Origin of the sequence: Asanoa siamensis, from assembly GCF_016862555.1 — a bacterium.
GTDB classification, from domain to species: Bacteria; Actinomycetota; Actinomycetes; order Mycobacteriales; family Micromonosporaceae; genus Asanoa; species Asanoa siamensis.
This window is the reverse complement of the sequence record NZ_BONE01000002.1, coordinates 65,921-79,189: the sequence shown is the minus strand read 5'-3', so window position 1 is coordinate 79,189 and position 13,269 is coordinate 65,921. Positions and strand designations below refer to the sequence as shown.

8 protein-coding genes are annotated in these 13,269 nt (G+C 74.0%); 2 read left to right on the top strand and 6 right to left on the bottom strand.

Annotation, left to right across the window (positions count from 1 at the left end; translation table 11 throughout):
• Nucleotides 1-1,330: 1,330 nt before the first annotated feature.
• Together Asi02nite_RS01795 and Asi02nite_RS01790 are read right to left on the bottom strand one after the other, a co-directional pair.
• Nucleotides 1,331-2,773 (bottom strand): MFS transporter, encoded by a 1,443-nt coding sequence (locus tag Asi02nite_RS01795; RefSeq protein ID WP_203710321.1) that lies wholly within the window; start codon nt 2,771-2,773, stop codon nt 1,331-1,333.
• Nucleotides 2,774-2,808: 35 nt separating this feature from the next.
• Nucleotides 2,809-3,897: a LysR family transcriptional regulator gene (locus tag Asi02nite_RS01790; RefSeq protein WP_203710320.1), complete on the bottom strand. Its 1,089-nt coding sequence runs from the start codon at nt 3,895-3,897 to the stop codon at nt 2,809-2,811.
• Between the two features lie 509 nt (nt 3,898-4,406).
• Here Asi02nite_RS01790 and Asi02nite_RS01785 point away from each other — a divergent pair.
• Complete coding sequence (locus Asi02nite_RS01785) at nt 4,407-4,631, top strand: hypothetical protein (protein WP_203710318.1); 225 nt, start codon at nt 4,407-4,409, stop codon at nt 4,629-4,631.
• Here Asi02nite_RS01785 and Asi02nite_RS42240 read toward each other — a convergent pair.
• The 3 genes from Asi02nite_RS42240 to xylA are packed head-to-tail and all read right to left on the bottom strand — an operon-like array spanning nt 4,622 to nt 11,528.
• Complete coding sequence (locus Asi02nite_RS42240; RefSeq protein WP_203710317.1) at nt 4,622-8,893, bottom strand: AAA domain-containing protein; 4,272 nt, start codon at nt 8,891-8,893, stop codon at nt 4,622-4,624. The genes Asi02nite_RS01785 and Asi02nite_RS42240 overlap by 10 nt on opposite strands.
• Nucleotides 8,894-8,924: 31 nt before the next feature.
• Nucleotides 8,925-10,328: a xylulokinase gene (gene xylB, locus Asi02nite_RS01775; RefSeq protein ID WP_203710484.1), complete on the bottom strand. Its 1,404-nt coding sequence runs from the start codon at nt 10,326-10,328 to the stop codon at nt 8,925-8,927.
• Between the two features lie 12 nt (nt 10,329-10,340).
• The gene (gene xylA, locus Asi02nite_RS01770) at nt 10,341-11,528 is read right to left on the bottom strand and encodes a xylose isomerase (protein WP_203710315.1); all 1,188 of its coding nucleotides are present in this window, start codon (nt 11,526-11,528) and stop codon (nt 10,341-10,343) included.
• 76 nt (nt 11,529-11,604) lie between these two features.
• Here xylA and Asi02nite_RS01765 point away from each other — a divergent pair, with 76 nt between their 5' ends.
• Nucleotides 11,605-12,777, top strand: coding sequence for an ROK family transcriptional regulator (locus tag Asi02nite_RS01765; protein ID WP_203710314.1), 1,173 nt, complete (start codon nt 11,605-11,607; stop codon nt 12,775-12,777).
• A 4-nt stretch (nt 12,778-12,781) separates the two neighbouring features.
• Here Asi02nite_RS01765 and Asi02nite_RS01760 read toward each other — a convergent pair whose 3' ends face one another.
• Nucleotides 12,782-13,252 carry a MarR family winged helix-turn-helix transcriptional regulator gene (locus tag Asi02nite_RS01760; protein WP_203710313.1) on the bottom strand — a complete coding sequence of 157 codons (471 nt, stop codon included), beginning with the start codon at nt 13,250-13,252 and terminating at the stop codon, nt 12,782-12,784.
• Nucleotides 13,253-13,269: the final 17 nt, after the last annotated feature.

Here is a 13,269-nt window from a genome sequence, read left to right as displayed (position 1 = left end):
TTGATGCCCGGGGCCGCGCGGGCGTTTAGGGAAGCCGCGGCGGTGTCCGCGCGGCGTCAGCCCCGGGGCCGCCGCGCTTTCGCGCGTCACGTCCGGCGCCGCCCACCACGCCCGGCGTTGCCCAACCTCGGCGCGGCCGCGCCCGCGTTACGCGGCTTCATTCCCCGCCATACAGCCTGGAGCGCACAGGTCCGCCTGGCCTCGCGCTCCACGCCCCAGGCCGCCTTCGCGCATCACCCTCGCCCCGAAGGCCCGGTGCTGCGCTCGGGCCCGCGTCGAACTCGCCGCGCCGTCTTCAGACGATGGGGTGAACCTTCGGGGCCAATCCTGGTCCCAACAAGCATGGAACCGATAGCCCGATGTCGATCATCACCCGCCATCTCAGGCCGCGCCGCCACGGGCGCGGTGGCCCGTCGGTCACCCGAACGCGGGCGTGCCGACCGATGCCGCGCGAGCGGCGGCCGGGAGGCCGCGTAACGCGCGCGTGTCCGCCGAAGGCGAGGCGACGTCGGGCCTGACCTGCAACCGCCGGGCGGCGGCGGGCCTGACGTGCGATGGCCGGGCAGCGCGGGCGTGACGTGCATTGCCGGGCAGCCATGGGCATCACGTGCGATGCCGCGCGGGCCGGGCCGAAGCGCCGCGTGAAGCACGCGTCGCCGGCGGAACGCCGGACCCCGCTGCGGCGCGTGAAGTCCGGACGGCGCGGGTGACCTGTGACCGCCCGGCGGCCATGCGTGGCCCACGATGCCGCGCGGGCCGGGCCGAAGCGCCGCGTGAAGCACGCGTCGCCGGCGGAACGCCGGGCCGCGCTGCGGCGCGTCCGGGCGGCGCGGTGGACGTGTGACGGCCGGGCGGCCGTGCGTGCCGCACGATGGCGTGCGGGCCGGGCCTAAAGGCCGCGCGAACGCAGGCGTGGCCGGCAAACGCTCGGGCCGCGCCGGGCACGGCGCGCAAGTCCGGGCGGCCCCGGCGTGACGTCCGACGGCCCGCGTGGTCGTGGGCGTGGCGCGCGAGGCTGCGCTTGCGGGGCATGGGGCCGCGTGAACGCGCGCGGCTGGCCGGAGGCCGCGCGAACGCGGGCGTGGCCGGCGAACGCTCGGGCCGCGCCGGGCGCGGCGCGTAAGTCCGAGCGGCGCCAGCGTGATGTGCGACGGGCCGCGTGGTCGTGGGCGTGACGCGCGAGGCTGCGCGTGCGGGGCATGGGGCCGCATGAACGCGCGCGGCTGGCCGGAGGCCGAGCGGCGTTGCCGTGACCCGCCGCGGGCCTGGCAGCGGAGCGGTGTCTGGCGGGAGCAACGGTCGTCACCCAGGCGGACCCGAGCCAAAGACCTCAGCGCTTCATCTCATTGTCCCGAGGATCCGTGATCGGGCTGCTAGCCGTCTCCTCCGCACGCTTCTCCAACAGCGAATGCAACCCCGTGATGTCACGGGCGGAGCTACGGGAGGCGAGCCAGTACATGACCCCCGTCGGGATGAAGAAGAGCTGGAATGCCGCCAACCCCACCGAATAGTTCAAAGGCGACGCGTACGTCGAGGCCAGACCAGCGAACGCGAGAGGGATCAGGCCGTTGCCGGCCGCGCGGCCTACGCCGTTGGTGAGGTTGCCCAGGCTGTAGACCGTGCCGCGGTATTCGGGTGGGTTGACGTCCGCGATCAGGGCGTACCAGTTCGGCGAGTTCGCCGAGGTCAGGGCCAGGGCGACGATCGCGATCAGCAGAGTGAGGCCGACCGAGGGCTCCGTGAAGACGCTCGCCAGCGCCGAGCCGACGATCTGCCCGCTGCCCGCGTCGGGAGGCACGTCGATCTTGAACGGTAGGAAGAACAGGACCAGATACAGGGGTACGGCGGCCAGGATGCCAACCGATGCGACGAGGGCGCGGCCGCGCAGGGTGCGGCGTTGGAGTTTGTCGCCGAGGAGGCCGCCGAGGATCGAGAGGGCGCCGCCAAGCTGGAACAGGGTCGCGAAGACGCTGCCGACCACGATCGCCGTCTCCGTCGGGTAGCCCTGGTCGATCGCGCGCTCCCGGAACAACACGGGGAGCCAGACCAGCGAGCCGAACGCGATCTGGGCGGGCAACCCCTGCAGGATCAGCCACACGTTCGTACGCCGGTGCCCGATCGCGGGCAGGCTCTTCATGCTGATCCGGTAGTCGTACTCGTGGCCCTCCGCGATCGCCTCGGCCAGTTCCGGGTCGCTCTGGCCGCGGCGGATGTCGTAGGTGAAGAAGTACGCGACCGTGGCCACCAGCCCGACCGCGCTGAGCACCAGGAACGGGCGGCGCCAGTCGGCCGCGCCCAGGACGCCGCCGAGCAACGTGCCCAGGAACGTGCCGATGCCCTGCGACAGGCCCCACAGGCTCATCACCAGGCCGCGGCGTTTCGGCTTGATCAGGTCGCTGACCACCGAGAAGCCGACGGAACTCACGGCGCCCAGGCCGACGGCGCCGGCGACCATCGAGACGAAGAAGAGGAGGTACGTGCCGGCGAGTGCGCTGCCCGCCATGCCCGCCGCCCACAGCAGTGTGCCGATCATGAGCAGCGGCTTGCGGTTGCCGCGGTCGCCGTAATAGGCCCAGGCCACCGAGGCGACGGCGCTGATCAGGAACGACGTCGCGGTCACGGTGCCGATCAGGCCCAGCGGCACGTCGTACGAGTCGGCGATCGAGCCGTAGAGCGGCGGCACCAGGCCGACCGCGACGTTGTCGAGCGACGCCAGGACGATGAACACCACGACGCTGTAGATCCGGTGCACCCGGCCGCCGGTGGTGGTCATGCCGGGAGGCTACATCGGGTGGCGGGCCAATGGATCTAGGTTCGCGCCTGGCGTGCCTGGGTGCGTTGGGTCGGGATCGGTGTGGCGCGTGTGGCGGGTGTGCCGGAGATCCGGTGCGGCGTGCGGTCGAGTTCGTGGACGCCCGCGCGGAGCGCCTCGATCACCGGACGCAGCGCCGCCTGGTGGGCGTCGCGGATCGTCACGCAGATCTCCAGGCGCAGCGGCGCCGAGTCGTGGTCGATCGGGACCCACTTGAACCTGTCGGCGTCGCCGCCGCCGAACATCATGCCGGCCTTGAACGGCAGGGCGACGTCGGACGAGACCACCAGGACGCGGCCGCGGCCCTGGCCGGGTGGTCGGCGGCGCTCGGTGCGCAACCGGATCACGCTGGTGGCGGTCTCGTAGGTCTCCATCGCCACCCGTTCGGCCGGGTCCGGGTCGGGGATGCCGGCCGCCACGATCGCCTCCTCGAGCACCCGGCGGGCCCGGACGTCGCGCGGCTGCAGGAACGCCTCGTAGTCGCTGACCAGCTCGGCCAGCGGCAGGCGGTCGCCGGGGTAGTCGCGGTCGATCATCGCCTCGAGGCGGGCCTCGTAGAGGCGGGTCGAGCGCAGCCCGGGGCGGCGCACCGGCGGGCCGATGATCAGGTGGAACTCGTTGCGCAGCAGGCGGTCGACCGGGTCGCCGAAGAACTGGTGCTCGGCCCGGTTGTGCTGCGCCAGGAATTCGACCCGCAGGTTGTCGCCACCGTCGGTCGCGCGCAGCCGGTCCTCGGCGAGCGCGACGAACTGGGTGTGGTGGGGCCCGCAGGCCAGCGTCCACACGTGGGGCCGGGCCGCGCCGGCGCCGATCCGCTCGTGCAGGGCGACGACCTGCCGGGCGATCAGCAGGACCCGCTCGCCGGCCGGAGTCAGCAGGTAGCGGCGGTCGACGTTGCGGCGCAGCAGCGGCTCGCCGACACAGCTCTCGATCTTGGCGATCCGGTGTTGCACGGATTGGCGACTGTAACCGCCGTGGAAGCCGGCCATCCGGCGCGCGGCGTCCTCGTAGGAACGCTCCTCGGCGATAGCGATGAACGCCCGGAAGTCCCACTCGTCCAGCGGTTTAGGGCGCTGTTTTGACACCCGCTAAACGTAACGTGGCCGGACTGATACGAAAAGTGTCGCATTGACGATAGGCACTGGCCATTTGCCGCTGGGAGCGCTGGTCACGCTGCGGAACCGCTGCCGCGCTAAACTGTGATCTGCGTCACCTTAGCTACCGGAGCTGTTGCCGGTAAATCCGTATTTTTCAGGGACGGTGCCACGTAACGTTCTGTGAATGGCTACCGAGAGCATCGCTGGCGCAAGCACGCTTTGCGGTTGCCCATAGACCGGTCGTTCGCGCGCCCCGTATGGCTGTGTCGATGGGAGTACAAAGACAGAGCGGCTGCTCCGGTGGTGTCGGAGCAGCCGCCACCTGTCCGACTGCCCCAGGAGCCCACATGTCCCGCCAACAGTCGCTACGCGAAAGCGTTGGCAAATATCCTCCTCTGCTCCGACGCTGGCGCCGCGCGCTCCGCGCTTCCTCCCCCGCAGCCTCACACGCTGGCGACAACCACGACACACACGGCGTACGTCGTCCAGGCGTCCTGGTGACGTCGGCCAATCCCCCGCCGGCGGGCCACCTCGACACCGCGATCTCCGAGGTGCACGCCGCCCGGGTCGCGATGCGCAACGCGCTGCTCGAAATCGACCAGGCGCTGGGCGACGGCGAACGGCTCGACCCCGCGTTCCGCCGCCTGATCGACACGGAGATCAGCGGCACCCGGGAGGAGGCGACGCTGCTCACCGCGCTGCTCTCGACGGCTCAGGACTGAACGGGGCGCAGGCCCAGCTCCTCGGCGCGCGCCCAGACCGCGGTCATCGCCCGGTCGGGGTCGCGGTGGAAGAGGCTCGCCCGCAGCCGGACGAAGACGCAGTTGCCGACCCGTTCGAGCACCGCCTGGCGGCGCAGCTCCGCCGCGAAGGCCGCCGTGCCGCGGTAGCGGTCGTCGCAGGCGATGGCCAGCCGGCGCCCGTCGGGACCGTTGACGACGAAATCGATCTGGTATGCGCCGAGCCGGAACCGCGGCACCGGGCTCAACCCGGCGGCGGTCAGCCGGCGCCACACCTCGCGGGTGAACTCGGTGTCCAGCACCCGGGCGTCGGCCGGCTCCGGGACGGGATCGGGCCGGGTCGCCCACGACAGCAGCAGCGCCCGGGCGTCGTCCGGGTTGAGCTCGCCCGGGGCCACCGAGTGGAAGACGAAAAGCTGGTCGCGGGCCCGGGAGGCGGCGACGTTGACCCGGCGGTGGTAGTCGCGCTTGGTGAACGCGCCGATCGCGCCGTCCGCGCTCGCCACCACCGTGGACACGAGCACGACGTCGCGCTCGTCGCCCTGGAACGTGTACGCGTCGCCGACCCGCAGCCGGCGGCGCTCCAGCTCGTCGGGGCCGAGCTCCGCGCGGAGCCGGTGCTGCAGGTAGTCGGCCTGGCCACTGGTGGAGAGCAGGCTGACCACGCCGAGCGTGCGGCCCCGGTAGGCCGGTTCGGCGACGATCGCGACCACCCGGGCCACCAGCGCCTCGGCCTCGGCGACGTTGACGTCGCCGTACTCCGGCAGGGGTTCGCGGCGCCCGTCCGGGACGTGGACGGCGGTGACGGCGGCGCCGAGACCGGCCGGGCGGTCCGCGCGCAGCGGCTGGATCTTGCCGTCGTAGTAGGTGTCGCTGGAGAAGCCGATGATCGCCGGCACGCTGCGGAAGTGCTCGGTGAGCAGGATCCGCTGCGGTGAGCGGCGCACCGCGTGGTCGTAGAGGCTGCTCTCGGTGTCGAAGTGCACCGCCGACGGCACCCCGGCCGGCGTCAGGTGGGTGCCGATCAGCGCGTTGACCCGCTCGGCCGGCAGGCCGACGAGCTGCGGGCCGATCTGCTGGTCGTCGCCGACGACGACGGCGCGGTGGGCCAGCGCGAGGACCGGCAGCGCGAAGATGTCGGCCTGCGACGCCTCGTCGACGACCACCACGTCGAAGAGCGGGCCGGCGCCCGGGAACTGCTCCAGGGCACGATCCACCGACATGATCCAGACGGGTACGGCGGTGGCGGCCTCGGCCATCGCCCGCTGCGCCGCGGCCTGCCAGTGCGCGGCCGTCTTGCCGGTGCCCTTGCCGATCTTGCGGAGCGCGGCGGCCCAGTCGGCGAGGGCCGCCTTGCGGCGGTCGTCGAGGGTACGGGCGACCTCGAGCCAGGCGGACCCGACCACCATCTCGCCGGTGAGCCGGCGCTCCTGGTCACGGGCGCGTTCCAGGCGCCGGCCGAGCTCGTCGTCGCCGACGCCGTGGGTGCCGGCGACCGCGTCGAACCAGGTCTGCGCCTGCCGCCACGCCCAGGCGCGCAGGGCCGCCTCACCGCTGTCGGGTGCGACGCCGCGGTCGTAGACACCGGCCCACCGCGGCGCGACGGCGGCGAGGCGGGCGTGCAGGGCGGCGTACCGGGTGGCGTCGGGACGGACGGTCCACAGTCGCCGGATCTCGGCCAACGCGGCGTCCCAGCCGACGGCGTCCTCGGCGGCCCAGGCGGCGGCCAGGGCCCGCAGCACGGGCGGCGCACCGGGCGCGGCGACGGCCTGGCGGAGCCAGCCGGTCATGGCCTCCTGCTCGGCCTCGATCCGATCGACGGTGAACACGGCGGTCGCGGCTTCGGCGAGCGCGGCCAGGTCGGCGAGGGTGGCGGCGTCGACGGCCCGGGGGCAGGCGGGGACGAGCACGGCGAGGTTGGTACGCAGCGCGGGCCAGCGACGGCTCTCCCAGTCGAGCGCGTCGAGGGCCTCGGCCAGCAACCGCCCGGCCCACAGCTCCGGCTCGACCCCGCCACCCGCGTCGGACGTGGTCAGGGGCGCGTCCAGGCGGGCGCACCACTCCGTCCAGCGGGCGGTGAGCTGGGCGCGGAGCTGGTCGCGTTCGATCGTGGCCGTCAGGAGGTCGATGTCCTCGCGGGTGCGGGGCTGTTCGCCGTCGATCTGGCAGGCCGCGATCACCTTGGCGAGGTCGGCGTGCGTCAGGCGGCGGACCGGCTTGCCCGCCGCGAAGCGCTCGCGGATCTGCGCCAGGTGCGCCAGCAGCCGCCGCGGTTGGGCCGCGTGCTCGGCGGCGATCTCCACCCGGTGACCCGACAGCGCCGCCGTGCGCCGCCCCAGCTCGGTCAGCAGATGGCGGCTGGCCACGACCTGCTCGTTCCAGACCGACTGCCAGCTCGGTTCGCGGATCAGCCGGCCCAGCCGGTCGGTCCAGCTCCCCTCGCGCCGGGCCAGCGTCTCCGCCGCCGCGCGCAGGGCCGCGGCCAGCTCGGCCACGCCCTCCGGGCCGAGGCGGCGGGCGCCGTCGACGTCGACGCCGCGGTCGCGGGCCTGCTCGACCACTTTGGACGCGTCGTCGAGCGCGGAGCGCCGCAGCGCGACCGCCTCGCCGGACGGCAACTGGCCGTCGGCGGGCAGGTCGGCCAGGGCGTGCGCGCGGTCTTCGACCGAGACAGTGCGGGCCAGGTCGCCGAGCAGGCCGAACTCCCCCGCCGTGAGCGGCGGGGGCGTGCCCGGCGGCACCGCGTCGGGCACCAGGCCGTCGGCGTCCGTGCGGCGCAGCCAGTCGCCGACCTCGGCCGGCGAGGAGGGCACGCCTCCGATCAGATAGGTCGCCGTCTCGCGTTCGGCGACCGCGAGCAGCTCGTCGCGGGCCGCGGCGAACCGGGTCTGGGCCACGTCGATCTCGTCGGTGATCCGGGCGAGGTCGCCGGCCGCGGCGTCGCGGTCCAGGGTCGCCGCGCGGTCCGACAGCTCGCGGGCGGCGATCTGGAGCTGCACGAGCTGGTCGGCGGAGCGGCCGAGCACGGCCAGGCACAACGGCTGGATCTCGGCCGGCAGGCCGTCGCGGAGGACCCGCAGCGGGTCCTCCTTCTGCGCCAGCACCAGCACCCGCTTGCCGTGCGCGACCAGGTGACAGATCAGGTTGCGGATCGTGTGGGTCTTGCCGGTGCCCGGTGGGCCCTGCACCGCGACCGTCCGGTGCGCCGCCAGCCGCGCCGCGATGGACTCCTGGGGGTCGTTGGTCGCCATCGGCATGAGCAGCCGGTCGCCGGTGCGCGTCCAGGCGTCCGGGTCGTCGTCGGGCATCACCAGCGCGGTCGGCTCGTGGGCGAGGATGCCCGCGAGCGCGCCGACCCCACCGCCGCCCGGTGTGGAGAGCCGGTCGCGCTCGGCCTCCAGGAAGCGGCGGACCATCCGCTGGCGGGGGCGCAGGAACAGCACGCCGGTGTCGTGCACGTGCGGACCCTCGGGCGGCTCGGCGCCGAACCGGAGCAGCGGGTCGAAGCCCAGCCGGCGCAGCGCGCGACCGGCGAACTCCTGCCGCGCGGCCGCGTCCCACGGGTCGATCTCGACGTAACCGCCCGGGGCGGCGAGATCGAGCAGGTCGCCGACCCGGCGGTTGTCGAGGCCGCCGAGCGCGTCGGCCTGGAGGCGGGCGGGGCCCTGCGGGTGCACGGTGACCGTGGTGGTTTCCGGGTCGTAGTCGATCGCGACGGGCGTGGCGAGCAGTGGATATCGCACAGCCTCCCCACCGACCGGCGCGTCGAGGATCGCGTGCCCCCAGACGAGCTCGACCCGGGCCGAGTCGACGTCGAGGCGGTAGCGCAGGTCGTAGAGGCGGTCGTGCAGCGCCCGGGCGGCCTCGGCGGCGCGGTGGGCCCGCGCCCACGGGCGCCACGCGTCCTCCAACCAGCCCGCGAACACCGCCGTGCGCGTCTCGTCGGTGTCGGCGATGGTCGGCGGGTGGTCGGGCGTGAGGTCCCAGACCAGGTGGCGCAGCAACGGTGTCGGGATCGACGGCGGCGCCGGCGGGCCGGGCCGGCCGACCCGCAGCCAGCCGGCGCCCGGTTGCCGCGGACCGAGCTCGACCGCCGGGTGGCTGGGCAGGTCGTCGTGCCAGAAGGCGTCGGCGGCGGGGACCGTGCGCACCGGCTTGTCGAGCAGGGCGCGGACGGCGAGGAGATATTCCGCGAGCGCTACGGCGCGCTCGCGGATCTCGTGTGCCGCGTCGGCCGGATCCATCGCGTCCGACCGTATCGCGGTGGGGCCAGTGTTACGAGTTGTGTCGGTCGTGTACGAGCTCGCGAACCGCGGCGTACTGCTCGCGGATCGCCGCCACCGGCCGCGCGTCGTAGGTCTCGACCCGGCCGGTCGCCCACGCGGGCGGCGCGGACTGGTCGGAGGCCACCCAGGCGGCCTGGCGCGCGGCGCCGTCGGCGACGTATTCGCCCGGCTCGGGCACGACCACGCCGCAGCCGAAGACCTCCGGCGCGATCCGCCGCACCGCCTCGCTGCGGGCACCGCCGCCGATCAGGATGACGCGGTTGACCGCGGCGCCCTCGGCGATCAGCGCGTCGAGGCCGTCGGCGAGCGCGCAGAGCATGCCCTCGACCGCGGCCCGGGCGAAGTGCGCCGGCGTCGAGGTCTTCAGGGTCAGCCCGTGGACGGCCCCGGTGGCCAGCGGCCGGTTCGGGGTGCGCTCCCCCTCGAGGTAGGGCACCATGACCAGCCCGTCGGCACCGGCGGGCGCCTGGCCGGCCAGCTCCGCCAGCCGGCTGTGGGTGACGCCGAGCAGCTCGGCGGCCGCGTCGAGCACGCGCGCCGCGTTGAGCGTGCAGACCAGCGGCAGGAACCGCCCGGTCGCGTCGGCGAATCCGGCGACGATGCCGCTCGGGTCGGCCGCGGGCAGGTCGGCGACGCTGAACACGGTGCCCGAGGTGCCGATCGAGACGACCACGTCGCCCGGCTGCGCGCCGACGCCGAGCGCCGCCGCCGCGTTGTCGCCGGTGCCCGGGCCGAGCACGGCACCACCGGGCATCGTGCCGGCCCGGCCGGTCGGCGCGAGCACCGTCGGCAGGTGCGGCTCCCGCCCGAAGGCCAGGGAGAGCAGGTCGTTGCGGTAGACCCCGGTGGCCGGCGACCAGTAGCCGGTGCCGCTCGCGTCGCCGCGGTCGGTGCGCAGGTCGGCGATGGCGCCGGTGCCGCCGAGCTTCCAGGTCAGCCAGTCGTGCGGCAGGCAGACGGCGGCGGTGCGGTCGGCGTTGTCGGGCTCGTGCTCGGCCAGCCAGCGCAGCTTGGTGATCGTGAAGCTGGCGACCGGCACCGAGCCGACCGCGTCGGCCCAGGCCTTGGGCCCGCCCAGCTCGGCCGTCAGGTCCGAGGCGGCCTGGGCCGAGCGGGTGTCGTTCCAGAGCAGCGCCGGGCGGACCACCTCGCCCGACGCGTCGAGACAGACCATCCCGTGCTGCTGGCCGCCGACGGCGACCGCGGCCACGTCGTCGAGACCGCCGGCCTGGCGGCTGGCCTCGGTCAGGGCGCGCCACCACGCGTCCGGGTGCACCTCGGTGCCCTCCGGATGCGTGGCGCGCCCCTCGCGGACCAGCGCGCCGGTCTCGGCGTCGCGGACCACCACCTTGCACGACTGCGTGGACGAGTCGATGCCGGCGACCAGCGGCATGGTCATGTCTCCTTAACGGGCGCCGAGCACGTGCTCGACGGCGAGCTGGTTGAGGCGGACGAAGCCGAAGCCCTTGGCACCGGCACCCTCGGCGTCGTAATCCTCGTACGAACCGCGGTCGGCGAGGAAGTCGGCACTTGTCTCACCGGCGCCCAGCGTGCTCTCGCGCAGCTCGCCCACCTTGCTGGCGGCCAGCGCCTCCTGCACCTCCGGGTCGGCCCGGAACGCCTGCGCCCGCTCCTTGAGCAGCAGGTACATCCGCATGTTGGCGGCCGCCGAGGCCCACACGCCGTCGAAGTCCTCCGTACGCGAGGGCTTGTAGTCGAAGTGCCGCGGACCCTCGTAGGCCGGGCCGCCACCGGGCGCGCCGTGCTCGATCAGGTCGACCAGGGCGAACGCGTTGATCAGGTCGCCGTGGCCGAAGACCAGGTCCTGGTCGTACTTGATGCCGCGCTGGCCGTTCAGGTCGAGGTGGAAGAGCTTGCCGTGCCAGAGCGCCTGGGCGATGCCGTGCGCGTAGTTGAGGCCGGCCATCTGCTCGTGCCCGACCTCGGGGTTGAGGCCGACCAGCTCGTGGTGGTCGAGGCTCGAGATGAACGCCAGCGCGTGGCCGACGGTCGGCAGCAGAATGTCGCCGCGCGGCTCGTTGGGCTTGGGCTCGAGCGCGAAGCGCAGGCCGAAGCCGCGATCGATCGAATATTGCGCGAGGAAGTCGACGCCCTCGCGGTAGCGGTCGAGGGCCGCCTGCACGTCCTTGGCCAGGTCGTATTCGGAGCCCTCGCGGCCGCCCCACATCACGTAGGTCTGCGCGCCCAGCTCGGCGGCCAGCTCCATGTTGCGCATGACCTTGCGCAGCGCGAACCGGCGGACGTCGCGGTCGTTGCTGGTGAAGCCGCCGTCCTTGAACACCGGGTGGGTGAACAGGTTGGTGGTCACCATCGGCACCACGATGCCGGTCTCGTCGAGGGCCTTGCGGAACCGGGAGATGTGCTCCGCCCGGCTGCTGTCGTCGGCCCCGAACGGGATGACGTCGTCGTCGTGGAAGGTCACACCGTAGGCGCCCAGCTCGGCGAGCTTGTGCACGGACTCGGCCGGGTCGAGCGGCGGCCGGGTGGCGTCGCCGAACGGGTCGCGGGCCTGCCAGCCCACGGTCCAGAGACCGAACGAGAACTTATCGGCGCGGGTGGGTTCGGCAGCCATGCTGGGCCTCCTCCAGAGGATGCGTAATTTGTTTAGCGGTTGAATTATTTGACTCCGCCGTGGCAGTGTCAAGGCCATGGACGGCAGATCTCCGGTGCGGCAGGCCAGCGTGCGGGCCCACAACCTGGCCCTCGTGCTGCGCCACGTCGCCGCCGCGAGCCGTCCGCCGTCGCGCGCCGACCTGGCCGCCAGCACCGGCCTGACCAGGGCCACCGTCTCCGCGCTCGTCGACGATCTGGTCGGCGGGGGCCTGCTCGCCGAGGTGGGTCCCGCGCCGCGGGCCGGCGCCGGGCGACCGGCGGCCGGGCTGGTCCTGCACGGGTACGGCCCGGCCGGGCTAGGCCTCGAGATCAACGTCGACTACCTGGCGGGCTGCGTCGTCGACCTCACCGGCACCGTCCAGCACCGGGCGATCGTGCACGGCGACCAGCGCCGGCTCGACCCGGCGGGGGTGCTCGCCGCCGTGGCCGACCTCGGTGCCGAGCTGCGGGCCGAGGCGGCAGCGGCCGGCCGGACGGTGGCCGGCGCCGCGCTCGCCGTGCCCGGGCTGGTCTCCGGCGTCGGCCTCGTGCACCGCGCGCCGAACCTCGCCTGGCACGACGTCGACGCCGCCGGCACCCTGGCCGCCGGCCCGCTCGGCGACCTCCCGCTGATCGTCGACAACGAGGCCAACCTCGCGGCGATCGCGGAGTTGCACGCCGACGGGCAGGGGCTCGACAGCTTCGTCTACGTCTCCGGTGAGATCGGCATCGGCGCGGGCATCGTGCTGCACCGCGACCTGTTCCGCGGCGCCCGCGGCTGGAGCGGCGAGCTGGGGCACGTCTGCGTGCGGCCCGACGGTCCGCGCTGCCGGTGCGGGGCGAGCGGCTGCCTCGAGCAGTACGCCGGGCAGGAGGCGCTGCTGCGCGACCTGCCGCCCGGTGAGGCGGGGCTCGCGCGGCTGCGTGCCGAGGCGGCGCTGGCCGAGGCGCGGCTGCCGGCCGCGGGCCGGTCGCTCGGCGTCGCGCTGGCCGGTGTGGTCAACATGCTCGACGTCGACACCGTGGTGCTCGGTGGCATCTTCGGGCCGCTGGCCCCCTGGCTCGCGCCCGCGGTCGAGGCGGAGCTTTCCCAGCGGGTGCTCACCTCGGCCTGGTCGCCGATGACGGTGCGGGCCTCCGCGCTCGGGCCGGCCGCGGCCGCGGTCGGCGCCGCCGGGGCGGTCGTCCGCGACATCCTCGCGGAGCCCGCGGCGTGGGTCCGGGCCTAGCCCGTCAGGCGGTCAGCACGTCCGACTCGGGCCGGGCCACCGCGTCGCCGAACTCGCTCAGCCCCCGCAGCAGCGCCAGCCGGGCCGGCGGGCTCATCCGGAGCAGCACCTCGCGGAGCTGCCTGCGCCGCTCGCCGCGCAGCTCCTCGAGCAGCCGGTGGCCGGTCGTGGTGAGGTGCAGCGCGATCTCCCGGCGGTCGGTGCGTCCCGGGAAGCGTTCGAGCATGCCGGCCGCGACGAGCCGGTCGCAGAGCCGGCTGGCCGAGGAAAGGATCATGCCGAGGCTGCCCGCGAGACCGCGCAGGTTGATCCCGTCGAACTCCTCCACCACCAGCATCGCGCGCAACTGCGACCCCGAGACGCGATCGGCGGCGCCCTCGCGTGCCGCGTCCCACACGGACAGCAACGCCTCGGCCGCGCTGTCGACAGCTGCGGCCTGTGCGGTCACGTCGGAGGACGCATGGTGATCGGCCATGGTGGGAAAACACTACC

Coding starts and splice junctions, on each gene's coding strand:
- Asi02nite_RS01795 (WP_203710321.1), bottom strand. CDS start 2,773: ATGACCACCACCGGCGGCCGGGTGCACCGGATCTACAGCGTCGTGGTG.
- Asi02nite_RS42240 (WP_203710317.1), bottom strand. CDS start 8,893: ATGGATCCGGCCGACGCGGCACACGAGATCCGCGAGCGCGCCGTAGCG.
- xylB (WP_203710484.1), bottom strand. CDS start 10,328: ATGCCGCTGGTCGCCGGCATCGACTCGTCCACGCAGTCGTGCAAGGTG.
- xylA (WP_203710315.1), bottom strand. CDS start 11,528: ATGGCTGCCGAACCCACCCGCGCCGATAAGTTCTCGTTCGGTCTCTGG.
- Asi02nite_RS01765 (WP_203710314.1), top strand. CDS start 11,605: ATGGACGGCAGATCTCCGGTGCGGCAGGCCAGCGTGCGGGCCCACAAC.
- Asi02nite_RS01760 (WP_203710313.1), bottom strand. CDS start 13,252: ATGGCCGATCACCATGCGTCCTCCGACGTGACCGCACAGGCCGCAGCT.